This is a genomic window from Microbacterium sp. DWRC1-3 (assembly GCF_049896645.1).
GTDB classification, from domain to species: domain Bacteria; phylum Actinomycetota; class Actinomycetes; order Actinomycetales; family Microbacteriaceae; genus Microbacterium; species Microbacterium maritypicum.
This window is the reverse complement of sequence record NZ_JAFCUS010000001.1, coordinates 348,905-373,130: the sequence shown is the minus strand read 5'-3', so window position 1 is coordinate 373,130 and position 24,226 is coordinate 348,905. Positions and strand designations below refer to the sequence as shown.

Genomic DNA, 24,226 nt, shown 5'->3' with positions numbered 1-24,226 from the left:
CTGGTCACGGCCGCAATGATGCGGCGGCTGCCGTGAGCGCGTCAGCGGACTGACGCAGCAGCGCCAGCTCACCCTCCGAGAACGAGGTGTTCCGGATCGGCACGGCACCCTTCGCGCTCACGATCGACGGCACCGAGAGCGCCACACCGTCCAGCCCGTGGAAGTCGCGCAGCACGGTGCTGACGGGCATCACGGCATGCTCGTCGCTCAGAATCGCTTCGACGATGCGTGCACTCGACAGTCCGATCGCGTAGTTGGTCGCCCCTTTGCCGAGGATGACCTTGTACGCGGCGTCGCGCACGTCGACGGCGATCTCCTGCAATTCGTCGAGGGTGAAGCGAGGGTGGCCGGGCGTCTCCCACTCCAGGATCGGCACGGTGCCGATCGTCGCGCGAGACCAGAGGGGGAACTCGGTGTCGCCGTGCTCTCCGATGATGTGCGCGTGGACGCTGGCGGTGGAGACACCGGCTCGCTGGGCGAGCTTCCACCGCAGCCGCGAGGTGTCGAGCACCGTTCCGGAGGCGAAGATCCGCTCGGGAGGAAGCCCGGTCTCCTCCTGCGCGATGACCGTGAGCACATCGCACGGGTTCGTGACGATCACATAGATCGCGTTCGGGGCGACCTCGAGCAGGTCGGGCATCATGCTGCGGATGATGCCCGCGTTGACCTCGGCGAGCTCGATGCGGGTCTGACCGGGCTTCTGCTTCGCGCCGGCAGTGATCACCACGACGTGCGAGCCGGCGGCGACCGAGATGTCGCTGCCGCCGATGATGTCGCTGGAGCCCGTGAACTGCGTGCCGTGGGCGAGGTCGAGCACCTCTGCCTCGACCTTCTCGGTGGCGATGTCGTACAGCGCGACATGACGGGCGGAACCCCGGATCAGTGCCGCGTAGGCGACACTCGACCCGACGCTTCCTGCGCCGACGACCGTGAGCTTCGAGTTCTCGATGATCTCCATGCGCTCAGTCTCGCAGTGGTGAACCCCGATCAGCGAGCGATCTCGCCGGATCAATGTGTCCCACAGAGAAGGTCACAGAGCGGCGGCGACCGCCTCCGTCGCGGTCGCGTGCGTGAACCGGAACCCCGAGCGCTCCAGCACCAGCGGCCGCACGTCGGCATCGGGAAGCAGCAGCGAATCGGCCGCGTCGCCGAGGGCGAAACGCAACGCCCACGCCGGCGCCGGCACCCAGAACGGCCTGTGCATCCGAGCGGCCAGGGCTCGGCCGATGTCGTTCGCAGACGCCGGTGTCGGTCCCGTGAGGTTGACCGGCCCCGCGATCTTCTTGTCCAGGATGTGGCGGATCGCCCGCACCTCGTCGTCGAGCGAGATCCAGGGCCAGATCTGCGTCCCGCGCCCGAGCGGCCCGGAGACGCCGAAACGGGTCAGCTGGATGAGCGGCTTGAGCACTCCGCGCCGGTGGATGACCGGCGCGGTGCGCAGCAGCGCGACCCGGGTGTGGTCTTCGGCCTGACGCGCCTCGGCCTCCCAACGCACGGTCAGATCGGCCAAGAAGGTCTGCCCCGCAGCGGAGTCCTCGGTGAGGACCTCGCCGGGCGCAGAGCCGTAGTAGCCGACGGCCGATGCCGAGATGAGGGCCGGAGCGTCGGAGCGCAGTGCACGAAGCGCGGTGGTCAGGGTTCGCGTCGCTCCCAGGCGCGAGTCGATGAGCTCCTGACGGTAGCCACGCGTCCACGGGAGTCGTCCGACGCTGGCGCCGCCGAGAGCGACGACCGCATCGGCTCCCGCCAGCACCTCCGGATCGAGCGCGCTCTCCCCCGGCTCCCACTGCGCCTCGTCCTCCGACCGCGGCGGGCGGCGGACGAGGGAGGTGACCTCGATGCCGTCGGCGCGCAGGGATGAAGCGAGGGCGGAGCCGATGAGGCCCGATGCCCCGCTGATGACGATGCGTCGTGCCATGTGTGAGAGCTCCCGTTTCCGATCGCCGAGTCGTGTCGTGCGTTACAGCGTACGCGTCGGCGTGGACAGGCGCCGCCGGACAGGAGAATCGCTGCATGCTCCCGCGCAGCCCACCGGTGAGAGGGAAGGAGGAAGCCCCGTGCGGGCGTCGAGGTCTGCGAACAGACGGCCACCAGGTTCTGCAGGATGAGGGTGTGGGCCCTGCCGGGATCGAACCGACGACATCCACGGTGTAAACGTGGCGCTCTACCAGCTGAGCTAAAGGCCCTGGTGTCGTCAGTCTATCGGGAGGCCGATGCGCACCCGTGTCGTAGAAGAGGGATAGGCTGAATCCGGCGCGCGTTGTGCACAGCTGACAAGGCTGCCCGTGTCGCTTCCCGTTTCCTTGGCATGACCTGCCAGCTTGACGAAAGGTTCCCCCGTGACCGTGCACGACCAGGATCCGTACTCCCAGGGCCCCCTCGACAGCGATCCGGAGGAGACCGGCGAGTGGCAGCAGTCCCTCGATGAGCTGGTGGATGCCAAGGGCCACGGCCGCGGCCGCGAGATCATGCTCAGCCTGCTCAAGCGCTCGAAGGAGCTGCACCTGGGCGTGCCGATGGTCCCGACGACGGACTACATCAACACCATCGCCTCGGAGAACGAGCCCGAGTTCCCCGGTGATGAGGAAGTCGAGCGCCGCTACCGCGCCTGGATCCGCTGGAACGCCGCGATCACGGTGCACCGCGCTCAGCGACCCGGCATCGGCGTCGGCGGCCACATCTCGACCTACGCCTCCTCGGCTGCTCTGTACGAGGTGGGCTTCAACCACTTCTTCAAGGGTGCGGACAGCCCCGGTGGTGCAGACCAGATCTTCATCCAGGGTCACGCCTCCCCCGGTACCTATGCCCGGTCGTACCTCGAAGGACGCCTGACCGAGGACCAGCTCGACGGATTCCGCCAGGAGAAGTCGCACGCCCCCTACGGCATCCCGTCCTACCCGCACCCGCGCCTTATGCCGGAGTACTGGCAGTTCCCGACCGTGTCGATGGGCCTCGGCCCGATCAACGCGATCTACCAGGCGATGTCGAACAAGTACCTCGAGAACCGCGGCATCAAGGACACGTCCCAGTCGCGTGTCTGGGCCTTCCTGGGCGACGGCGAGATGGACGAGGTCGAGAGCCGCGGACAGCTGCAGGTCGCCGCGAACGAGGGCCTCGACAACCTGACGTTCGTCGTGAATTGCAACCTGCAGCGTCTCGACGGGCCCGTGCGAGGCAACGGCAAGATCATCCAGGAGCTCGAGTCGTTCTTCCGCGGTGCGGGCTGGAACGTCATCAAGGTCGTCTGGGGTCGCGAATGGGACGACCTGCTCGCCCGCGACACCGAGGGCGCGCTGCTCAACCTGATGAACGTCACCCCCGACGGCGACTACCAGACGTACAAGGCCGAGTCCGGTGCGTACGTCCGTGAGCACTTCTTCGGCCGCGACGAGCGCGCCGCAGCCCTCGTCAAGGACTACTCCGACGACGACATCTGGAACCTCAAGCGCGGCGGCCACGACTACCGCAAGGTCTACGCCGCGTTCAAGGCAGCGACCGAGCACAAGGGCAAGCCCACCGTCATCCTCGCGAAGACCGTCAAGGGCTACGGCCTCGGTCCGCACTTCGAGGGCCGCAACGCGACCCACCAGATGAAGAAGATGACGCTGGACAACCTCAAGACGTTCCGCGACGCGATGCACATCCCGATCACGGATTCGCAGCTCGAGGAGAACCCGTACCTGCCCCCGTACTACAACCCGGGCCCCCAGGACGAGACGATCCAGTACATGCTCGATCGTCGAAACGCGCTCGGCGGCTTCCTGCCGGAGCGCCGCTCTACCCATGTCGGCCTCTCGCTGCCGGATGACACCGCCTACGCCCTGCCCAAGAAGGGCTCTGGCACGCAGGAGATCGCCACGACCATGGCGTTCGTCCGTCTGCTGAAGGACCTGCTGCGTTCCAAGGACTTCGGTCACCGCATCGTCCCGATCATCCCGGATGAGGCACGTACCTTCGGAATGGACGCCTACTTCCCTTCGGCGAAGATCTACAACCCGAACGGCCAGCACTACACCTCGGTCGACCGCGAACTTCTCCTCGCCTACAAGGAGAGCCCGCAGGGCCAGATCGTCCACGTCGGCATCAACGAGGCGGGCGCCCTTGCGGCGTTCACCGCGGCCGGCACGTCGTACGCCACGCACGGCGAGCCGCTGATCCCGATCTACCTCTTCTACTCGATGTTCGGATTCCAGCGCACGGGCGACGCCCAGTGGGCAGCCGGCGACCAGATGGCCCGCGGGTTCATCATGGGCGCGACGGCAGGGCGCACCACCCTCACGGGTGAGGGTCTGCAGCACGCCGACGGCCACTCGCACCTGCTCGCCGCCACCAACCCGGCGACGGTCTCGTACGACCCGGCGTACGGCTATGAGATCGCGCACATCATGCGCTCCGGTCTCGAGCGCATGTACGGCGGCAACCACGAAGACCCGAACGTCATGTACTACATCACGCTCTACAACGAGCCGATGGTGATGCCGGCTGAGCCGGAGAACGTGGACGTCGACGGCATCGTGCGCGGCATCCACCGCGTCTCGGTCGGCGAGGGCGAAGGCCCCCGTGCCCAGCTCTTCGCCTCGGGCGTCGGACTTCCCTGGGCCCTCGAGGCACAGCAGCTGCTGAAGAACGACTGGGGTGTGATCGCCGATGTCTGGTCGGTCACCTCGTGGACCGAGCTGCGCCGCGACGGCCTCGCCGCCGACGAGCACAACTTCCTGCACCCGGAGGAAGAGCCTCACACCGCGTACCTCACCCAGAAGCTGCAGGGCGCCGAAGGCCCCGTGGTCGCCGTCAGCGACTTCATGCACGCCGTGCAGGACCAGATCCGTCCGTGGGTGCCGAACCGCTTCGCCACGCTCGGCGCCGACGGTTTCGGCTTCTCGGACACCCGTGCCGCTGCCCGTCGCTTCTTCAAGATCGACGGCCCGTCGATCGTGGTGCGCACCCTGCAGTCGCTCGCCGAAGACGGGGTCGTCGACCGCTCGCTCGCCGCGCAGGCCATCCAGAAGTACAGCCTGCACGATGTGAACGCCGGCACCAGCGGCAACGCGGGCGGCGAAAGCTGAGCCCTCCGTGACAGGTTCTCCTCCTTCCGGCATGGACAAGGCCGCGACACTCACTTGGCTGCGCCGGATCTCCGGTGACATCGCCTCGGTGACGATCAAGCGCCTGGAGGACACCCTCCCGTGGTACGCCGACATGCCACCAGCCCGCCGCTCTGCGGTCGGGCTGGTGGCCCAGGCGGGTATCACGTCGTTCATCCAGTGGTACGAGGACCCCACCTCCACTCCGTGGATCGCGGCGGACATCTTCGCGGCGGCTCCTCGCGAGCTGCTGCGAAGCGTGAGCCTCCAGCAGACTCTGCAGCTCATCCGCGTGACCGTCGAGGTCACCGAGGAGCGGGTCGCCGGGCGGGGGAACGATCTGCGCGAGGCGATCCTGCTCTACTCCCGCGACGTCGCCTTCGCGGCGGCCGACGTGTACGCGAGGGCAGCCGAGGCCCGCGGCCTATGGGACGCGCGCCTGGAAGCACTCGTCGTCGACTCGATCCTCACCGGCGAGGCCGATGAAGAGCTGCCGAGCCGGATCGCCGCACTCGGGTGGCACGGTCACGGCGAGGTCGCCGTCCTCGTCGGGACGACACCTCCGCAGTTCGACGTCGACTTGGTCCGCCGCACCGCCAGGAAGCTCGCCGTCGACGTGCTCATCGGTGTGCAGGGCTCCCGCCTCGTCCTGGTGCTCGGCCGCGCCAGAGTCGAGGGTCAGGAGCTCGAAGAGGAAGAACTCGGCTTCCAGGAGATCGCCTCCCGCCTGGAACCGTCGTTCGGGCCCGGATACGTCGTGCTCGGACCCGAGGTCGCGGCGCTCGTGGACGCGAGCCAGAGCGCCCGTGCCGCCCTCGCAGGATTCGCGGTCGCCCGCGCATGGCGCGGCGCACCCCGTCCGGTCGAGGCTGATGATCTGCTGCCAGAGCGCGCACTCGCCGGAGACCCGTTGGCGAAGCAGACGCTGATCGAGCGCATTTTCCGCCCCTTGCAGGCGCACTCCACCGACTTGGTCACCACCCTCTGGAGCTACCTCGACAACGGGCGCTCCCTGGAGGCCACGGCGCGCGAGCTGTTCGTGCACCCCAACACCGTGCGCTACCGCCTCAAGCGCGTGAGCGAAGTCATCGGCTGGGATGCCACCGGCCCCCGCGAAGCGCTCATCCTGCAGACCGCTCTGATCCTCGGCTCGATCGGTGCGGCGGATCAGGTGCGTCGGCGCGCCCCGCTCCGACGCACCCAGCGCTGAACCCTTCTCTGTACGCCACACACAAGGGTTTTTCGGAATCTTGTGATGGATCATCCACCGCTCTGCCGCAAACGTTGGCAGACTGGGTGGGTGATTGTCGTCGTATGCCCAGGTCAGGGCTCGCAGACCCCCGGATTCCTCGCTCCTTGGCTCGAGCTCGACGGAGTGGCAGAACGCCTCGACGCCTACTCGGACGCCGCGGAGGTCGATCTTCGCGAACACGGCACGGCATCGGACGCCGACACGATCCGGGACACCCGCATCGCTCAGCCGCTGATCGTCGCCGCGTCGCTGATCGCCGGGGATGCCCTCACGCAGCGCGCCGGTCGACGTGCCGACGGCATCGCCGGGCACTCGGTCGGTGAGATCGCCGCACTCGTCGGCAGCCGTGTGATCGATGCCGACACCGGCATGCGCCTGGTGGGCATCCGCGGCCGCGCGATGGCCGATGCGGCAGCGCAGGAGCAGACAGGAATGAGTGCGGTCCTCGGCGGTGACGAGGAAGCCCTTCTCGCGCGCCTCGCCGAACTCGACCTCTCCCCCGCCAACTACAACGGCGGCGGCCAGATCGTGGTCGCAGGCGCCCTCCCCGCTCTCGCGGCACTCGCCGAGGAGCCCCTCAAGGGCACCCGCGTGATCCCTCTGCAGGTCGCCGGCGCGTTCCACACGCGGTACATGGCATCGGCCGTCGCCTCGCTCCGCGATGCGGTATCCGACGTCACGCCCGCCAACCCCGACATCACGCTGTGGACCAACCGCGACGGCTCCGCCGTGGCCGACGGAGCGCAGGCGCTGAGCTTCCTCGTCGATCAGGTGTCGTCCCCGGTGCGTTGGGACCTCTGCATGCAGTCCTTCGCCGACGCGGGCGTCACCGGTGTCATCGAACTCGCTCCGGCCGGCGCCCTGGTCGGCCTCGCCAAGCGCGGCCTCCGCGGTGTACCGACCGTCGCTGTGAAGACCCCTGAAGACCTTGATGCAGCCGTCGCGCTGCTGAACGGAGAAGCCGCATGAGCGTCACGCTCGCCCAGCTCACCGGTCCCGCGTACACGCGCATCTACTCCTACGGCGCCGCCCGTGGCGAGAATGCCGTGCCGAACGAAGACCTGATCGGCCCCATCGACTCCAGCGACGAGTGGATCCGTCAGCGCACCGGCATCGTCACCCGCGCTCGCGCCGACAAGGGCACCGATGCGATCGACCTCGCGACCGCGGCGGCTGCCGAGGCCATCGAGAAGTCGGGCGTCGCGGCGGACCAGGTCGACCTGGTGATCGTCGCGACCATCAGCAACCCCAAGCAGACCCCCTCGGTCTCGGCCATCGTCGCCGACCGTGTCGGGGCGAACCCCGCAGCCGCCTACGACATCAACGCGGCCTGCGCAGGATACGCCTACGCGATCGCCCAGGCCGACGCGCTGATCAAGGCCGGCGCCGCCCGCTACGCACTGGTCATCGGCACGGAGAAGCTGTCCGACGTCGTCGACCCGACCGATCGCAGCATCTCGTTCCTGCTCGGCGACGGTGCAGGCGCAGCCCTGATCGGTCCGAGCGACACGCCGGGCATCGCACCGGCGGTGTGGGGTTCGGATGGCTCGAAGGCCGACGCTGTGGGAATGAACGGCACCCTCACCGACTTCCGCGACGGCGTGGTGCCGTGGCCGACCCTTCGTCAGGAGGGCCCGACGGTCTTCCGCTGGGCCGTCTGGGAGATGGCCAAGGTCGCCCGTGAGGCGCTGGACAAGGCCGGCGTCGAGCCGACCGACATCGCCGCGTTCATCCCCCACCAGGCCAACATGCGCATCATCGACGAGTTCGCCAAGCAGCTCAAGCTGCCGGAGAGCACGGTGATCGCCCGCGACATCGAGACCACGGGCAACACCTCGGCGGCGTCGATCCCGCTGGCCAGCCACCGCCTGATGGCCGAGCACCCCGAGCTGTCGGGCGGTCTCGCACTGCAGATCGGCTTCGGCGCCGGCCTCGTGTTCGCCGCACAGGTCGTCGTCCTTCCCTGAGAATGCGCTGACTTTCCCTAGACTGTTCCACGGTTCCGAAAACAACCCGCAAGAAAGAGGAAGACCACATGGCTTTCACCAACGATGAGGTCCTCGCTGGCCTCGCAGAGCTCATCACCGACGAGACCGGCATCAACGCTTCCGAGGTCGCCCTCGAGAAGTCGTTCACGGACGACCTCGACATCGACTCCATCTCGATGATGACGATCGTCGTCAACGCCGAGGAGAAGTTCGGCGTCACCATCCCCGACGACGAGGTCAAGAACCTGAAGACCGTCGGCGACGCCGTCAGCTTCATCGTCGCGGGCCAGGAGTAATCCCGGCAGGATGCCACCCCCGCACCTCGCGGGGAGTGGCATCCTCCGACCTGCCCTCCCACCCGTTCGACTTCGTTTCGACAAGGAACCACACCCCATGACCAAGCGCATCGTCGTCACCGGCATCGGCGCCACCTCCGCCATCGGCGGAACGGCCCCGGAGAACTGGACGAACCTGCTGGCCGGCATGTCCGGCACCCGCACGCTCGAGCACGACTGGGTACAGCAGTACGAGCTGCCCGTCACCTTCGCCGCCGAGGCGATCGTCCGCCCGGAAGAGGTTCTCCCCCGCCACGAGGCCAAGCGTCTCGACCCCTCGTCGCAGTTCGCGTTGATCGCGGCGCGCGAGGCGTGGGCGGATGCCGGTTCCCCCGAAGTCGCCCCCGAGCGACTCGGTGTCGACTTCGCCACCGGCATCGGTGGACTCTGGACGCTCCTGGACGCCTGGGACACCCTCCGCGAGAAGGGCCCGCGCCGGGTGATGCCGCTCACCGTCCCGATGCTCATGCCGAACGCCGCTGCAGGAAACCTGTCGCTGCAGTTCCACGCCCGCGCCTACGCGCAGACCGTCGTCAGCGCGTGCGCCTCCAGCACCGAGTCGATCATCCACGCCTTCCACCACCTTCAGGACGGTCTCGCCGACGTCGTGATCGCCGGTGGCACGGAGTCCGCGATCCACCCGATCACGATGGCATCGTTCGCCTCCGCGCAGGCGCTCTCGCGTCGGAACGACGACCCGGCCCACGCGTCCCGACCGGGCGCGATCGACCGTGACGGATTCGTCATGGGCGAGGGGGCCGCAGCCCTGATCCTCGAGACCGAGGAGCACGCGAAGGCTCGCGGCGCCAAGATCTACGGCTATGTGCTCGGCGGAGGCGTCACCGCCGATGCCTACCACATCACCGGCAACGACCCCGAGGGCAACGGTGCCGCACGTGCGGTGACGCAGGCGCTCGAAGAGGCCGGCATCACCGCCGACCAGGTCACCCACATCAACGCGCACGCGACGTCGACCCCGGTCGGCGACCCCAACGAGTACGTGGCGCTCAAGAAGGTCTTCGGAGACCGGATCGACGAGATCCCCGTCTCGGCGACGAAGGCATCGACCGGGCACCTGCTCGGAGGCACCGGCGCACTCGAGGCGATCTTCGCGCTCCTCGCCCTGCGCGACCGTGTCGCACCGCCCACGATCAACATGACGGAGCCCGATCCCGCTGTCCCGTTCCGTCTTTCGGGCGACGCCACCCCGCTCGGCGAGGGTCCGCAGTTCGCGATCAGCAACTCGTTCGGCTTCGGCGGTCACAACGCCGTGCTGGTGGTCGCCAGCGCCGACTGACACGCCATGCCGATGAGCGGCCCTCGGGATTCCGAGGGCCGCTCTTCTCATCTGCATGAGGATCACACGGATGACTGAGCATCCGCCGGTACTCAGTCATGCACGTGTGCGCAGGTCATGCAGGTGCGCGGTGATCCGTCAGGCGGAGCGGAGCAGGCCGAGCTTCTGCGAACGTGCTTCCCTCATCCGCGTGATGCGCGGGAGGAACCAGCCGATCAGCGGCCCGACGCCGAAGGCGAAGAGCACGGTTCCCACGCCGACGGGTCCACCGAGCAGGAATCCGATCAGCAGCACGCCGCCTTCGATCAGTGTCCGCACCAGCCACACCGCCCAGCCGGTACGTCGGACGAGGCCTGTCATCAATCCATCGCGGGGTCCGGGACCGAAGTCTGCGGCGATGTACAGACCGGTCGCGAAGGCCAGCAGCAGGAGTCCGAAGACGAACATGGGGGCGCCGATCCACACCGAAGCGGGCTGCGGGATCAGAGCGAGCGCGAGGTCGGCGCTGGGCCCGACGAGGAGCGCGTTCAAGACGGTGCCGAGCCCCACCCGCTGACGCAGCGGGATCCACAGCAGCAGCACGACGATGGACACGACGACGGTCATGACGCCGTATCGGAGGCCGGTCTGCTCGGCGAGACCGAGCGCCAGGACGTCCCACGGCGCGACGCCGATGCCGCCGCGCACCATGAAGCCGAGGGCCACGCCGTAGAGGAAGAGGCCCACGAGCAGCTGTACGAGCCGCTCGACGAGGTCACGCCGACTGGTGGCGGTCACGGGGAGCACGACGGAGCGCAGGAGCATGCTTCCACTCTGGCCCCTGGGCCACGTCCGTCAGCGAATCCACTCATCGCAAAGTGGCCTGCACTCGTCAGGCCACTTTGCGGCATGCTGGACGCATGGGATCACGACTCGTCGAACAGCTCGGGGCGCACAACGTGGCAGGCTCCGCAGCGACGACGCTCGCCGACCGGATCAGGGCGCTGATCCTCGACGGCCGGCTCACGGTCGGCGAACGTCTGCCGAGCGAGCGCGCTCTCGCGGTGGAGCTTCGCCGTTCCCGCTCCACGATCACCCGCACCTACGGGCTTCTCGAGGCCGACGGGTACGTCTCCCGTCTGCACGGAGGCAGCACGCGCGTCACCCTGCCGAACGGACACGCCGCGCCCGGCACTGATGCCGACGACGACGCCATCGATCTGTCCATCGCGTCGATGGACTCCACACCGGGACTGTATGACGCGACGGTCCGATCCCTGCCCCGTCTTGCGGCATTGCGCGGCACCAGCGGATACTCCCTCCGTGGCCTTCCGGAGCTCCGAGAGGCCGTAGCGCAGCGGTTCCGCGATCGCGGAGCACCGACCTCGGCCGACGAGATCATCATCACCTCTGGGGCGCTCAACGCGGTGAACCTGATCCTCGCGGCGATCGGACGGCGCGGCGAGAGGGCTCTGGTCGAGCAGCCCACGTTCCCGCACGCGCTCGAGGCGCTGCACCGGCACGGATACCGTCTGCTTCCGACCCCCGTCGACGTCGACGGATGGGACACGCGCCATCTGAACGAGACTCTGCTCGGCTCCCGCCCCCATGTCGCCTACCTCATCCCCGACTTTCACAACCCGACCGGCGCCACGCTGCCTGACGAGGAGCGCTCACGCATCGTCACGACGGCGCGCAACGTGGGCACTCAGCTCATCGTCGATGAGACGACCACCGAGCTCGATATCGACCGCGGCTGGTCGCCGGCTCCGATGGCCGCGAGCGGACCCAATGTGATCACGGTCGGATCGATGTCGAAGATCGCGTGGGGCGGGATGCGCATCGGTTGGATCCGTGCGGAGCGCACGGTCATCGCTCGACTGCTCGCCGTTCGTCCATCCTTCGAGCTGGGCACCGCCCTGCTCGAGCAGTGCATCGCCGTCGAGCTTCTCGCCGACATGCCTGCGCTCACCTCGCACGTCGGTCAGCGTCTGCACGACGGTCGCGCAGCGGTGGAGGCCGGCGTGGCGGGCATCCCCGGCTTCCGGATGCCACCGACACCAGGAGGGCTGTCCGCATGGCTCGACATCGGTGCGCCGCTGTCGACCTCGCTGTCCCTCGCTGCTCGCGAGCGGCAGCTGATCCTGCCTCCCGGACCGCGCTTCACGACGGGCGGCGTGCTCGAACGTCGACTGCGCATCCCCATCACCCTGCCGCCCGAGCGCACGGCTGAGGCCATGCGTCGCCTTTCGTTGGCCTGGGAGGACGTGCGCGGCGCCGGCACGTCCCCGCACGCTGAGCTGCAGCACGCCGCGGTGATCTGACCGACGACGAGGACCCCGCCTCGTCTCCGGGGCGGGGTCCTCGTCGTGCGGAGCGGGGAAACGTCTTCTCAGCGTCCGGGATGACTCACCGGCATCCGATACTCACGCCTCCCCCGTTCCGGTCTGTGGGGTCGGGCTAGCCGACCTTGTGGAGCCAGACGACTCTGGCGTCGTCGCTGGCATGGCGGAAGGGCTCGAGTTCCTCGTCCCACGCGGAGCCGAGGGCGATGTCGAGCTCGCGCTGCAGCTCGACCGCGCTGCCCGCAGCGATCTCCATCGCATAGCGGATGCGGTCTTCACCGATCACGATGTTGCCGGCGGCATCGGTCTGCGCGTAGTGGATACCCAGATCGGGAGTGTGCAGCCAGCGGCCGCCGTCGCTGCGGGGCGTGGGATCCTCGGTCACCTCGAAGCGGAGGTGCTCCCACCCGCGGATCGACGTCGCGAGAGCGGCACCGGTGCCGACGGGGCCGTCCCAGTAGAACTCCGCACGTCGGGCGCCGTCGAGGACGGGCTGCTCGGTCCAGTCGAAGTTCACCGCACGCCCGATAGCGCGACCCACCGCCCATTCGAGGTGCGGGCAGAGCGCGCGAGGCGCAGAGTGGATGAACACCACTCCGCGTGCGTAAGCCGTCGCCATGATCTCTCCGTTTCATCAGGTGCGTCTTCCCCAACGACCTGAACCACGAAGTGGCGAGAATATGCGGTTGTGGGCCCATTCTCGCCGAGATCTGCGGAAACCACAAGCATGTCATTCGACGACGAAGGCCCCGGTCATGACGACCGGGGCCTTCGGACCGCGAACGGTCGAGTCGGTGAGGTCAGGCCTCGCTCATGGCCTGCTTGACCTGCTGGCCCTTGGCGGCGTAATACGCCGCGCGGGCAGCGTCCTTGCGCGCCTGCTCGGCGTAGCCGAACTCGAGCGTCTCCTGGTCGACCTCGTAGTTGGGCACGTCGTCGGTGCCGTGGTACTTCTCGATGTACGCGTCGAGCTCGGGGCCCGAGGTCCACGACGTGATGAGGCAGTAGCGCGGCTCCGTGCCGTTGTGCGTGGCGGCGTGCCACAGGCGCTGGGTGTCGACGATGAGCTGAGCGCCGGCGGGGAGCGCGATGCGGTACTCGATGCTCGGGTCGGTGCGGTTCTCGCGCAGGACGAAGTAGCTGTCCTTGTCATCGGTGAGGTTGAAGAAGCCGCGGACCACCCAGCCGGTGCCGTCCGGGTTCAGACGGTTGTTGTCGTCCTGGTGGAGGTTGTAGAGGCAGTCTCCGTACGGGGTCGGCTGCAGCTCGATCACGCGGCAACGGCCGACGTTGGCGCCCGGCTCCTGCGCGCGACGCGTCAGGTTCGGGGCCTTCTCGGTCTGCGAGTCGATCCAGACGCCGTCCTTGTCGGTGCGCGGCGGCTTGTGGTTCCAGAACCCGTTGCACTCGATGTCGCCGAAGGCACTGGCGAGCGGCGCGAAGCGGGTGTCACCCGACGACTTCCAGTCGTTGTACTCGATGTCGAGCCATTCCTTGGGGTCGAGCTCCTGGTTGTAGCTGTCGAGGACGACGAATCCCTTTTCCTCGAGGGCAGCGGACTTGATGTAACCCATGATCGAGTCATGTTCCTTTCATCGGGGGCCAGCACGTTTTAACAGGCCCTGATAAGGCAAGCCTAACAGCGTCACCCGCGAGCCCTTCGGAGGTCCGCCGTGCATAACCGAATAGACTGATCGGGGCGCCCGGCGAGTCCTCGGCACCCGTCGCTACGGGAGGACGAGACACCAGCATGAGCACCGCGACCAACGTCGAGGCGACAGCAGTCAACACGATCGAGTGGCTCGCGGCGGGCACCACCACCATCGTCGTCCCCGTGTATCAGCGGCAGTATCGGTGGGACATCGGGGGATGCGAACGTCTCCTGTCCGACATCCGCGCGGTCGCCCGTGAAGACGACGCCCACCGTCACTTCATCGGTTCGATCCTGTCCGCCGAAGACGGCGCCTCAGCCGAGTCGGACCTGATCCTCATCGACGGGCAGCAGCGCATCACCACGCTCATGCTCCTGGTGGCGGCTCTGCATCACGCGGTCCGCGACACCGACCAGGCTCTGGCCGCGGCGCTCGAACGCGTGCTGGTGCGCTCCGATGCCCCCGGCCGCACGAAGCTGCGCCCGCACGACGCCTGGGCAGACCTGTACGAGTCCGTGGTGCTCGACCGACGCGACGACGCCGACCGCGAATCGCGCTTCGACGACAACTACGCCTTCTTCCGCAGCCAGATCCACGTGGACGAGGTTCCGCTCATCTGGCGCGGGCTGCAGAAGCTCGAGCACGTGTCGATCACCCTCGGCGCGCAGGCGAACGCCCAGCAGATCTTCGAGAGCCTGAACTCGACGGGGGAGCCGTTGCGCGACCACGAGCTCATCCACAACTACATCCTCATGGGGCTGAGCCACGCTGAGCAGGTCGATGTCGAATCCCGCTTCTGGGTGCCCATCGAGCGGCACACCGGCGAGGCGATCGGCGCCTTCTGGAGGCACTACCTCGTGCTCGTCACCGGACGTGAGGTCGCGGCGAACGGCGAGCACGGCGTGTACAGCGCGTTCCGGCAGTCGTTCCCCCGCGTCGATCTCTCCCACCTGCAGGCGGATGCGTCCGAGTGGCGGCACCACGCCGAGATCTACGGCATCCTGCTCGATCCGTCGCGGGAGCAGGACCCCGAGATCGCGCAGCAGCTGCGCCACGTCAACACGTTCGGCCGCTCCTCGTATCCGCTCGTGATGAGCGTCTACAGCGATCACGCGCGGGGCGTCATCGACCGCTCCGAGCTCATCGAGACATTGGAGTGGCTGCAGACCCTCTACCTTCGACGCGCACTGGTGAATCTGCCGACCGAGAGACTCGTCGCGAGGCTCTGCCGCGCGCGGCGCGACGGCCGGGACGCACTCGCACGTGCGTTCGCGCGCATCACCCCGTCCGACGAACGTGTGAGCGCCGTCCTGAAGTACAGCGAACTCCCCCACCCGGCCTACGTCCTCGGCAGGCTGGAGGGGGTCGACGACCTCGAGTCCTTCGACGTCGAGCACATCGTGCCTGTCGTGCCGGGTGACACGTGGTCCGGCGATGGCGAACGGCCCTGGATCGAGTACACCGAGGACGAGCAGAACAGCCACCGCGCCCTCGCCCCGACCCTCGGCAACCTGACCCTGCTCGAACAGCCCCTCACCGAGCGGGTGTTCGGCGCCTCGTTCCCCGTCAAGCGCACGGACGCCTACGCCCGCAGTTCCGTACCCGCCACGCGCGACCTCGCCGACGTCGACGCGTGGAACACGGCGGCGATCACTCGGCGCACGATCGCACTCACCGCCGACCTGATCCGCATCTGGGCGCGTCCCGCACTCCCGGAGATCGACGACGACGGCCTGACGCCGATCCTCGATGCCGTCCGCCGTCGCGGATGGCCGACGGGCTGGGAGCGGGAGTTCGACTACGTCGAGTACCGCGGTGAGCGCTGGGAGGTGCCCGACGTGAAGTACCTGTTCAACCGGGTCTTCCGTCGCGCCTGGACGGACACGAGGACCGCCGCGCTCGCGTACTGCGCCGCACACGGGGGCCCGATCTACCAGGACATGGCCTGGAAGGGCCAGTGGGACGAGCTCGACGAGGGCCATTTCCTCTACATGGGCTGGGATTCCAACTACATGATGACCGCTGTGCAGGGTGTGCTCGAGGAGTCGGGCATCGCCTCGGAGGTCTTCGTCAAGTACTCCTATATCGGAAATGTGATGTGAACATGAGCACCGTCATCCGCACGCTGCAGGATCTCACCGTCGAAGAGCACACGCTCACCGTCCCCCTGGTGTGGGGCGATCCCGCCGACCACCGCACGATCGACATCTTCGCGCGCGTCGTCGCCCGCGAAGGCGGAGAGTCCCTCCCCTACCTCGTCTTCCTGCAGGGCGGGCCGGGGCACGAGGCACCGCGCCCGTTCCACTCCTCGACGTCGCCGGCCTGGCTCGATGAAGCACTCGCCCACTACCGCCTGGTCCTTCTCGACCAGCGCGGGACCGGGCTCTCCACCCCGGTCGGGGATCACGACCTCGCGCGCGGCGCGGAGGCCGTGGCCGAGCACCTCACGCACCTCCGCGCCGACGCGATCGTGCGCGACTGCGAGGCGATGCGGGAGCACCTGGGCGCCACCACGTGGAGCGTGCTCGGGCAGTCCTTCGGCGGCTTCACGACCCTGGCCTACCTCTCCACCGACGCCGCCTCTCTCGAAGACGTCTTCATCACGGGTGGTCTCAGCGCCGTCGGACGCCACCCCGACGATGTCTACGCGCTCTGCTACGACAAGATGCGCGACGCGTCCGAGCGCTACTACCGCCGATTCCCGGAGCACCGCGACGCCATGCGGCGACTCGTCGATCTGGCGGATGCCGGTGGCATCGTCCTTCCCGACGGCGAGGTGGTCTCCCGCTCGCGCCTGCGGTCGGTGGGGTCGGCGCTGGGCACCAACGACGGGTGGCAGACCCTGTGGTCGATCCTGGAGCGCGATCCGTCCTCGAACGCCTTCCGGTACGACCTGATGCACGCGATGCCCTACGACGGCCGCAACCCGCTGTACTTCGCGTTCCACGAATCGAGCTACGCCGACGGCCATGCCACCCGGTGGTCGGCCGAGCGCACCGAGCCGACAGACTTCCGCGACGACCCGACGCTGTTCACCGGCGAGCACATCCGCCGCGAGTGGACCGAGACGGTGCCCGCGTTCCAGCCGTGGCGCGATGTCGCCCTCCACCTCGCCGAGTTCGAGTGGCCGAGCATCTACGACGCCACCGCCATCTCGGCATCGGGTGCGACCGGTGCGGCCGCGGTCTACATCAACGACGTCTACGTGCCCTACGAGTTCTCTCTCGAGACCGCGAAGCTGCTCCCGGGCGTGCAGCTCTGGCAGACGAGTGAGCACGAGCACAACGGCCTGCGCAGCGGACCGGTGCTGTCCCACCTGATCGACCTCGCCCACGGCCGCCGCGTTCGCTGAGCTTCTCCTCCTCGAGGAGGATGCCCTCGTCCCACCCGACGCCTAGTCTGGAGCGCATGGAACAGGGTGTGGGGGTGATCGTCACGGTCGGAGTGCTGCTGCTCCTGGTCTCCGCCGTGATCGTCATGATCGCCTTCGGCTTCTCGAAGGTACCCATCGAGAAGAAGTACGAGAGCAGTGGTGGCGGCCTCGGCGGCGCGTTCGACGCCGTCTGGTCGCCGACTGCGCATGAAGCGGGAATGGAACGCGACCGCCAGACACAGAGGACAGCTCCGGCACCGGCGCCCGGCGATCCCCCTGACACGATCGACGACGGCCGGATCCGGCTCGACCTCTGACGCCTCGGAGCACGGTCGGATGCGACGCACACATCTGAGAACGAAGAAGGCCCCACGCTCCGAGGAGCATGGGGCCTTCTTCGTGACGGTCGTTACTTGGACGAGCCGCCGAAGCCCTTGAAGCGCTGGTTGAACTTCTCGACGCGGCCGGCCGAGTCCATGATGCGCTGCTTGCCCGTGTAGAACGGGTGCGAAGCCGAGGAGATCTCGACGTCGATGACGGGGTACTCCACGCCGTCCAGCTCCATGGTCTTGTCGCTCGACACGGTCGAACGGGTGAGGAACGTCTCGCCCGATCCGAGGTCGCGGAACACGACAGCCTTGTACTCGGGGTGAATGTCAGTCTTCATGGGATTCCTTAGTTGCTGCCCTGGATTGTGCCAGGGACGAGGGAAGTCTGCGGTGCAGAGAGCACCAAGGGTCGATTCTATCAGACGCTCATCAGGATGCTGCGCGTGCCGCGTAGCGTCCGTCTTCGCTGGTGAGCACGATCGGCATGCCGAAGGTGTCGGTGAGCGCCTCCGCGGTGAGCGTCTCGGCGATCGGTCCTGCAGCCACGACGGCACCATCGCGGATCAGCATGACGTGGGTGAACCCCACGGGGATCTCCTCCACGTGGTGCGTCACCATGAGCATGGCCGGGGTTGTCGGGGAGGAGGCGTAGCCGCTGAGGAGCGCGAGGAGCTCTTCTCTGGAGCCGAGATCGAGCGATGCCGTGGGCTCGTCGAGCAGCAGGAGCTCCGGGTCGGTCATCACGGCGCGCGCGATCTGGACGCGCTTCTGCTCGCCGTCGCTGAGCGTGCCGAAGGTGCGGTCGGCCAGGTGGTCGAGGCGCCAGTCGGCGAGGACACGGAGCGCGCGACGCTCATCGATGTCCTCGTAGCTCTCGTTCCATCGGCCGAGCACCGAGTAGGCGGCAGTGAGCACGGTGTTGAGGACCGTCTCGTCACGAGGGATCCGCTTGGCCATCGCCGAGGAGGCGAACCCGATACGCGGACGCACCTCGAACACGTCGGTGCGGCCGAGGGTCTCCCCCAGCACCGTCACTGTTCCGGCGGTCGGGTGCATGAGTGTGTCGGCCAGCTGCAGGAGCGTCGTCTTGCCCGCGCCGTTCGGGCCGAGGATCACCCATCGCTGATCATCGTCGACCTGCCAGGTCACGTGATCGATGATGTTGCGCCCCTCACGGCGCACGACGACGTCAGTGAATTCCAGAGCGCTCGGCATGTCCCCAGCCTATCGGCTCAAGCGGTCAGCTCCGCGTAGAGCGCGCGCGTCGTCTCGGCGATCGCCGCCCAGCTGAACTCGTTGCGCGCCCGCTCGCGTCCGGCCTCGCCGTAGGCGCGTGCTCTCTCCGGATCCATCGCCACCTCGGTGAGCACGGCGGCCAGATCCGCGACGTAACGCTGCGGATCGACCGGTGTGCCCGTGCCGTCCTGTACCTGCTCGATCGGGACGAGACGCCCGGTGACGCCGTCGGCGACGACCTCCGGGATCCCGCCGGTCGCCGTTCCCACCACGGCAGCACCACACGCCATGGCCTCGAGGTTCACGATGCCCAGCGGCTCGTAGATCGACGGGCAGACGAACGTCGTCGCTGCCGTCAAGATGGCGGACAGCTCGTCCCGCGGCAGCATCCGCTCGATCCAGATCACGCCGTCGCGGTTCTGCTGGAGCAGGCGCACCCCCTCCTGCACCTCGGCCATGATCTCCGGCGTGTCCGGAGCGCCAGCGCAGAGCACCAGCTGCACCTCCGGAGGGAGCAGCCGCGCAGCCTGCAGCAGATAGGGCAGCCCCTTCTGCCTCGTGATGCGTCCTACGAAGACCACCGAAGGACGGTCCGGATCCATCCCGATCGAGCGCAGGAACGACTCGTCCTGCACAGGGCGCCAGCGTTCGACGTCGATTCCGTTGTGGATCACCCGGACCTTCGCCGGGTCGACCTGCGGGTAGCTGCGCAGGATGTCGGCGCGCATCCCTGCGCTCACGGCGATCACGGCTGCGGCGTTCTCATAGGCCAGTCGCTCGATCCCGCTCGAGACGGCGTAACCGCCCCCGAGCTGCTCCGCCTTCCACGGCCGCAGGGGCTCGAGGCTGTGCGCTGTGAGGACGTGCGGGATGCCGTGCAGCTGGGAGGCGAGGTGACCGGCGAAGTTCGCGTACCAGGTGTGACTGTGCACCAGGTCGGCGTCGGCGATGGCCGAGACGATCTCCAGATCGGTGCCGAGCGTCTGCAATGCGGCATTCGCCCCCGCGAGCTCCACGGGCGTGCGGTACGCGAAGGTACCCGCCTCGTCTCGGGGAGCGCCGAACGCGCGCACCTGCACGTTCACGTGCTCCCTGAGGGCCGCGACGAGCTCGGCGACGTGCACGCCGGCACCGCCGTAGACCTCCGGCGGGTACTCCTTCGTGATCATTTCAACTCGCATGTCTGAACGCTAGTACAGCGACGACGAAGGCATCTATGGTGGAGCCATGTCCGCTCCAAAGAAGGTCTTCGGGATCATCCTCGCCGGCGGCGAGGGCAAGCGCCTCATGCCCCTCACGGCCGACAGAGCGAAACCCGCAGTGCCGTTCGGCGGACAGTACAGGCTCATCGACTTCGCCATCTCGAACCTCATCAATTCAGGACTGCGCCAGATCGTGGTGCTGACGCAGTACAAGTCCCACAGCCTCGACCGGCACATCTCGCAGACGTGGCGGATGTCGGCCCTGCTCGACTCGTACGTCACGTCCGTGCCCGCGCAGCAGCGCCTGGGCAAGCGGTGGTTCTCCGGCTCTGCCGACGCGATCCTGCAGAGCATGAACCTCATCAACGACGAGAAGCCCGACATCGTCGTGGTGATCGGCGCCGACCACGTCTACCGCATGGACTTCCGTCAGATGCTCGAGGCCCACATCGAGTCCGGCGCGAAGGCGACCGTCGCCGGCATCCGTCAGCCGCTCGCGCTCGCGTCGCAGTTCGGTGTGATCGACGCCGACGCGGAATCGGGAAGGATCAAGCAGTTCCTGGAGAAGCCGACCGACATCGCAGGTCTCGAGGACTCCCCCCACGAGGTGCTCGCCTCGATGGGCAACTACATCTTCGACGCCGACGCGCTGATCGCCGCCGTCGAGGCAGACGGGGAGTCCCCCGTGTCGGGGCACGACATGGGTGGCGACATCGTCCCCTATTTCGTCGAGCGCGGCGAGGCCGGCTACTACGACATGAAGCAGAACGAGGTCCCCGGCTCCTCGCCGCGCGACCGCTCGTACTGGCGAGACGTGGGGACGATCGACTCGTTCTACGACGCGCACCGCGATCTGATCTCCACCCTGCCCATCTTCAACCTCTACAACATGGAGTGGCCGATCCACTCGCAGGCGGTCAACTCCCCGCCGGCGAAGTTCGTCCGCGACTCGGTCGGTCGCATCGGCAACGCGATCGACTCGATCGTCTCGCTCGGATCCGTGCTGTCCGGTACCCACCTGGAACGCAGCGTTGTGGGTCCGTGGACCCTGGCAGGGGGCGGATCGACCATCACGGACTCGGTCGTCTTCGACCACGTGCACGTCGGGCAGGGGGCGCGCATCCATCGGGCGATCCTCGACAAGAACGTGGTGCTGGCCGATGGTGCCACGGTCGGCGTCGATCGCGAACGCGACCTGGCCCGTGGTTTCACCGTCACCGAATCCGGCATCACGGTCGTCGGCAAGGGCGTCTTCATCGAACGCTGAGTGCGTCACGGAGCACGCCGACCGTCCCGGTGATCGCTAGGCTCGACGGGTGACTGCCGCGCGTTTCCTCGTCGTCCTCGATGCCGATTCCACCCTCATCCGCAATGAGGTGATCGAGTTGCTTGCCGACGAAGCCGGACGGCGCGCCGAAGTGCAGGCCGCTACCGAGGCGGCGATGCGCGGCGAGGTCGATTTCGCGACGAGCCTGCGCTCCCGGGTGGCGGCACTCGAAGGCGTTCCCGTCTCGGCGTTCGAGCGTGTCCGGGCGCGGATCGAGCCCACCCCCGGGGTACGTGAACTCACCGCGGCCGTCCACGACCGCGGAGGTGTCGTCGGCGTCGTCTCGGGAGGCTTCCACGAGATCCTCGACAGCGTCGCCCCCGAGCTCGGCGTCGATCGCTGGCGAGCGAACCGCCTCGACGTCGCAGACGGCGTGCTCTCCGGCCGGGTCGACGGCGACATCGTCGACGGCGCCGCGAAGGCATCCTCGCTCCAGGGATGGGCCGCAGAGCTCGGCGTCAACCCCAGGGCGACCATCGCGATCGGCGACGGCGCGAACGACCTGCAGATGATGGCGGTGGCAGGCCTCGGCATCGCCTTCAACGCCAAGCCCGCCGTGCGCGCGGCCGCCAGCCTCGTGATCGGCCCGCAGGATCTTGCCGAGGTCATCGCACTGCTGCCGTAGACCGAAGCCTGGAGAAAGCCCGGCGCCACCGCTAGCGTCGGTTCATGGACATCCTGCTCATCCCCGGCCTCTGGCTCGACGCATCCAGCTGGGAAGGGGTGGTCCCGGCCCTCGAAGAGGCAGGGCATCGCGCGCATCCGCTCACCCTGCCCGGACTCGATGACCCCGCGTCGACCTCTGCCGAGATCGGCATCGCGCACTGGATCGCGGCAGCGGTGTCCGCCGTAGACGCTCTGTCAGGAGACGTCGTGGTGGTCGGTCACAGCGGCGGCGGGAACGTCGCGTGGGGCGTGGCCGATGCGCGCCCCGAGCGCGTGAGCCGTGTCATCTTCGTCGACACCGCTCCGCCGCCGGCCGAGAGCGGGATCAGCGAGTTCGAGGTCGTCGACGGTGTGGTGCCCTTCCCCGGCTGGGACTTCTTCCCCGACGAGGACGTCAGCGATCTCGACGAGTCGACGCGAGCGCGTACGGCGCCACTCACCCGCAGTGTTCCCGCCAGAGTGCCCACCGACGCCATCGCGCTGGTGAATCCTGCTCGGTACCGAGTGCCGGTGACGCTGCTGATGGGCGGCCTGGATCAGGCCGCGTTCGAGGGGATGATCGACCAGTGGGGCGCCTACGCCGCCGAGTACCGTGCGATCGACGACGCCGAGGTCGTGCGCATCGGCTCCGGTCACTGGCCGCAGTTCTCGGTTCCCGAGAGGCTCGCGGAACTCCTCAACGCAGCGATCGCACGCTGAGATTCGACCTCGGGATCAGTGCCCCATCCCGAGTCCGCCGTCGACGGGGATGACCGCGCCCGAGATGTAACCGGCGTCATCACCCGCGAGCCAGGTCACCACGCCCGCGACCTCATCAGGGGTCGCGAATCGTGCCGCCGGGATGCTCGCCTTGTACTGCTTCTGGGTCTCCTCCGGCAGTTCCGCGGTCATGTCCGTCTCGATGAAGCCCGGAGCGACGACGTTGGCCGTGATCCCGCGGGCCCCGAGCTCACGCGTGATCGAGCGGGCGAAGCCGACCAGGGCGCTCTTCGATGCGGAGTAGTTCGCCTGCCCGGCGGAACCGTAGAGCCCCACGACACTCGAGATCAGGATGATGCGGCCGAACCGCGCGCGGAGCATGCCCTTCGAGGCACGCTTGACGACGCGGAACGTTCCTCCCAGGTTCGTGGCGACCACGCTGTCGAAGTCGTCCTCGCTCATGCGCATGAGGAGGGTGTCCTTCGTGATGCCGGCGTTGGCGACGACGATCTCGACCGGACCGAGCTGCTGCTCCACCTCGGTGAACGCGGCGTCGAGGGCAGCGGCATCCGTGACGTCCGCGCGGACGGTGAGCGTTCCCTCCGGCCCTTCGCCGCTGCGGGCGGTGACCGCGACGCGGTACCCGTCCCGCACGAAGCGCTCCGCGATCGCGCGGCCGATACCGCGGTTTCCGCCGGTGACGAGGACGACGCGCTCAGCGCTCATGGGGACACTCCTGCTCTGGGCCGGTGGCCCGAGTTCCCGAGCCGTCATCGATCCTACCGACGATGCCCCGCCCGACCACCTCCCGGCGTTTGACAGGCACGGACGGTGCTGGAACTCTGATCGAAACGAAAGGCTTCACCGTGAGCGACAACCGCACTCCCCCTCCTGCCGGCGAGCCACCACGCATTCCGCCTCGGCCGCCCGCTCCGGCTGCCTTCCCCGTCGTACCGGCCCTTCCCGCGTATCCGGTGCAGCCCGCCCCGCAGCCGGCGCAGAACCAGCCCATCCCGCCGGCGTACAGCCCGACGACCCCGCCGACCTGGGAGATCCCGCCCGCAGCTGCGACCCCGCCTGCATATGCGCCCTACGGCGCACCGGTCTACCCCGCAGTCCCGGCCCCGCGCCCCACGAGTGGACTCGCGATCACCTCGCTGATCTGTGGCATCGCCGGAGTCGTGCTCGTCTGGGCCATCATTCCGGTGCTGGCGTCGATCGCAGCCGTCATCACCGGTCACATGGCGCTCGGGCAGACCCGGCGTGATCCCGACATCGGCGGTCGAGGCATGGCCATCGCCGGACTGATCCTCGGCTACGCGATGATCGCGATCGCCGCTTTCACCCTCATCGGCATCATCATCAGCTTCCTGTTCGTCGGAGCGTTCAGCCTGCCCTTCATCTTCTCCCGCTGATCTGCCGCAGAAGGGGCACGCCGACGGGTCGGCAGCGGCGTAGGCTT

The 24,226-nt window shown here is 68.0% G+C and carries 23 protein-coding genes and 1 tRNA gene; 14 read left to right on the top strand and 10 right to left on the bottom strand.

Features of this window, described 5'->3' with window-relative positions; genetic code table 11:
• Positions 1 to 4: 4 nt before the first annotated feature.
• The 3 genes from ACP699_RS01800 to ACP699_RS01790 form a co-directional block, all read right to left on the bottom strand.
• On the bottom strand, positions 5 to 958 hold the full coding sequence (locus tag ACP699_RS01800) for an L-lactate dehydrogenase (protein ID WP_017830455.1): 954 nt from the start codon (positions 956 to 958) through the stop codon (positions 5 to 7).
• Between the two features lie 72 nt (positions 959 to 1,030).
• On the bottom strand, positions 1,031 to 1,918 hold the full coding sequence (locus ACP699_RS01795; RefSeq protein ID WP_426168681.1) for a TIGR01777 family oxidoreductase: 888 nt from the start codon (positions 1,916 to 1,918) through the stop codon (positions 1,031 to 1,033).
• 195 nt (positions 1,919 to 2,113) lie between these two features.
• Positions 2,114 to 2,186 (bottom strand) — tRNA-Val (locus ACP699_RS01790).
• 153 nt (positions 2,187 to 2,339) lie between these two features.
• Here ACP699_RS01790 and aceE point away from each other — a divergent pair.
• The 6 genes from aceE to ACP699_RS01760 all read left to right on the top strand — a co-directional run bounded on the left by aceE (position 2,340) and on the right by ACP699_RS01760 (position 9,956).
• Positions 2,340 to 5,066, top strand: a complete 2,727-nt coding sequence (gene aceE, locus ACP699_RS01785; RefSeq protein WP_426168678.1) for a pyruvate dehydrogenase (acetyl-transferring), homodimeric type — start codon at positions 2,340 to 2,342, stop codon at positions 5,064 to 5,066.
• Between the two features lie 31 nt (positions 5,067 to 5,097).
• The gene (locus ACP699_RS01780) at positions 5,098 to 6,294 is read left to right on the top strand and encodes a PucR family transcriptional regulator (RefSeq protein WP_055867830.1); all 1,197 of its coding nucleotides are present in this window, start codon (positions 5,098 to 5,100) and stop codon (positions 6,292 to 6,294) included.
• A 90-nt stretch (positions 6,295 to 6,384) separates the two neighbouring features.
• Entirely contained in the window at positions 6,385 to 7,305 is a 921-nt protein-coding gene (locus ACP699_RS01775; protein ID WP_055867828.1) for an ACP S-malonyltransferase, read from the top strand.
• Entirely contained in the window at positions 7,302 to 8,303 is a 1,002-nt protein-coding gene (locus tag ACP699_RS01770; protein ID WP_055867826.1) for a beta-ketoacyl-ACP synthase III, read from the top strand. Before ACP699_RS01775 ends, ACP699_RS01770 begins: the two co-directional genes overlap by 4 nt.
• A gap of 68 nt (positions 8,304 to 8,371) precedes the next feature.
• Positions 8,372 to 8,620 (top strand): acyl carrier protein, encoded by a 249-nt coding sequence (locus tag ACP699_RS01765; RefSeq protein WP_017830435.1) that lies wholly within the window; start codon positions 8,372 to 8,374, stop codon positions 8,618 to 8,620.
• A 97-nt stretch (positions 8,621 to 8,717) separates the two neighbouring features.
• Positions 8,718 to 9,956, top strand: coding sequence for a beta-ketoacyl-[acyl-carrier-protein] synthase family protein (locus ACP699_RS01760; protein ID WP_017830434.1), 1,239 nt, complete (start codon positions 8,718 to 8,720; stop codon positions 9,954 to 9,956).
• A 138-nt stretch (positions 9,957 to 10,094) separates the two neighbouring features.
• On the opposite strand, the gene ACP699_RS01755 is transcribed toward ACP699_RS01760, so the two are convergent.
• A complete protein-coding gene (locus ACP699_RS01755) occupies positions 10,095 to 10,760 on the bottom strand; it encodes a YczE/YyaS/YitT family protein (protein ID WP_426168671.1) in 666 nt (221 codons plus the stop codon).
• Between the two features lie 95 nt (positions 10,761 to 10,855).
• Between ACP699_RS01755 and ACP699_RS01750 the strand changes: the two genes are divergently transcribed.
• Positions 10,856 to 12,259, top strand: coding sequence for a PLP-dependent aminotransferase family protein (locus ACP699_RS01750; protein WP_127482289.1), 1,404 nt, complete (start codon positions 10,856 to 10,858; stop codon positions 12,257 to 12,259).
• 136 nt (positions 12,260 to 12,395) lie between these two features.
• On the opposite strand, the gene ACP699_RS01745 is transcribed toward ACP699_RS01750, so the two are convergent.
• Positions 12,396 to 12,899 (bottom strand): DUF3145 domain-containing protein, encoded by a 504-nt coding sequence (locus tag ACP699_RS01745; RefSeq protein ID WP_017830431.1) that lies wholly within the window; start codon positions 12,897 to 12,899, stop codon positions 12,396 to 12,398.
• A 181-nt stretch (positions 12,900 to 13,080) separates the two neighbouring features.
• On the bottom strand, positions 13,081 to 13,854 hold the full coding sequence (locus tag ACP699_RS01740) for a hypothetical protein (RefSeq protein ID WP_021200730.1): 774 nt from the start codon (positions 13,852 to 13,854) through the stop codon (positions 13,081 to 13,083).
• A 176-nt stretch (positions 13,855 to 14,030) separates the two neighbouring features.
• Between ACP699_RS01740 and ACP699_RS01735 the strand changes: the two genes are divergently transcribed.
• The 3 genes from ACP699_RS01735 to ACP699_RS01725 are packed head-to-tail and all read left to right on the top strand — an operon-like array spanning position 14,031 to position 17,622.
• Positions 14,031 to 16,034 carry a DUF262 domain-containing protein gene (locus ACP699_RS01735; protein ID WP_141387675.1) on the top strand — a complete coding sequence of 668 codons (2,004 nt, stop codon included), beginning with the start codon at positions 14,031 to 14,033 and terminating at the stop codon, positions 16,032 to 16,034.
• Positions 16,031 to 17,284: an alpha/beta fold hydrolase gene (locus tag ACP699_RS01730; RefSeq protein ID WP_426168665.1), complete on the top strand. Its 1,254-nt coding sequence runs from the start codon at positions 16,031 to 16,033 to the stop codon at positions 17,282 to 17,284. Before ACP699_RS01735 ends, ACP699_RS01730 begins: the two co-directional genes overlap by 4 nt.
• Before the next feature lie 56 nt (positions 17,285 to 17,340).
• Positions 17,341 to 17,622, top strand: coding sequence for a hypothetical protein (locus ACP699_RS01725; protein ID WP_017830427.1), 282 nt, complete (start codon positions 17,341 to 17,343; stop codon positions 17,620 to 17,622).
• A gap of 92 nt (positions 17,623 to 17,714) precedes the next feature.
• Here ACP699_RS01725 and ACP699_RS01720 read toward each other — a convergent pair whose 3' ends face one another.
• The 3 genes from ACP699_RS01720 to glgA all read right to left on the bottom strand — a co-directional run bounded on the left by ACP699_RS01720 (position 17,715) and on the right by glgA (position 20,051).
• Positions 17,715 to 17,972, bottom strand: coding sequence for a type B 50S ribosomal protein L31 (locus ACP699_RS01720; protein ID WP_017830426.1), 258 nt, complete (start codon positions 17,970 to 17,972; stop codon positions 17,715 to 17,717).
• 91 nt (positions 17,973 to 18,063) lie between these two features.
• Positions 18,064 to 18,849 carry an ABC transporter ATP-binding protein gene (locus ACP699_RS01715; RefSeq protein ID WP_426168660.1) on the bottom strand — a complete coding sequence of 262 codons (786 nt, stop codon included), beginning with the start codon at positions 18,847 to 18,849 and terminating at the stop codon, positions 18,064 to 18,066.
• Between the two features lie 17 nt (positions 18,850 to 18,866).
• Entirely contained in the window at positions 18,867 to 20,051 is a 1,185-nt protein-coding gene (glgA, locus tag ACP699_RS01710; RefSeq protein WP_426168657.1) for a glycogen synthase, read from the bottom strand.
• A gap of 46 nt (positions 20,052 to 20,097) precedes the next feature.
• Between glgA and glgC the strand changes: the two genes are divergently transcribed.
• Genes glgC through ACP699_RS01695 form a run of 3 tightly spaced genes read left to right on the top strand, consistent with a single transcriptional unit; the run spans position 20,098 to position 22,764 of the window.
• A complete protein-coding gene (gene glgC, locus ACP699_RS01705) occupies positions 20,098 to 21,339 on the top strand; it encodes a glucose-1-phosphate adenylyltransferase (protein WP_017830423.1) in 1,242 nt (413 codons plus the stop codon).
• Positions 21,340 to 21,388: 49 nt separating this feature from the next.
• Complete coding sequence (gene serB / locus ACP699_RS01700) at positions 21,389 to 22,024, top strand: phosphoserine phosphatase SerB (protein ID WP_426168653.1); 636 nt, start codon at positions 21,389 to 21,391, stop codon at positions 22,022 to 22,024.
• A 44-nt stretch (positions 22,025 to 22,068) separates the two neighbouring features.
• On the top strand, positions 22,069 to 22,764 hold the full coding sequence (locus ACP699_RS01695; protein ID WP_127482284.1) for an alpha/beta fold hydrolase: 696 nt from the start codon (positions 22,069 to 22,071) through the stop codon (positions 22,762 to 22,764).
• 15 nt (positions 22,765 to 22,779) lie between these two features.
• Here ACP699_RS01695 and ACP699_RS01690 read toward each other — a convergent pair whose 3' ends face one another.
• Positions 22,780 to 23,490 (bottom strand): beta-ketoacyl-ACP reductase, encoded by a 711-nt coding sequence (locus ACP699_RS01690; RefSeq protein ID WP_017830420.1) that lies wholly within the window; start codon positions 23,488 to 23,490, stop codon positions 22,780 to 22,782.
• Positions 23,491 to 23,630: 140 nt separating this feature from the next.
• Here ACP699_RS01690 and ACP699_RS01685 point away from each other — a divergent pair, with 140 nt between their 5' ends.
• Positions 23,631 to 24,179: a DUF4190 domain-containing protein gene (locus tag ACP699_RS01685; protein ID WP_426168648.1), complete on the top strand. Its 549-nt coding sequence runs from the start codon at positions 23,631 to 23,633 to the stop codon at positions 24,177 to 24,179.
• Positions 24,180 to 24,226 lie beyond the last annotated feature (47 nt).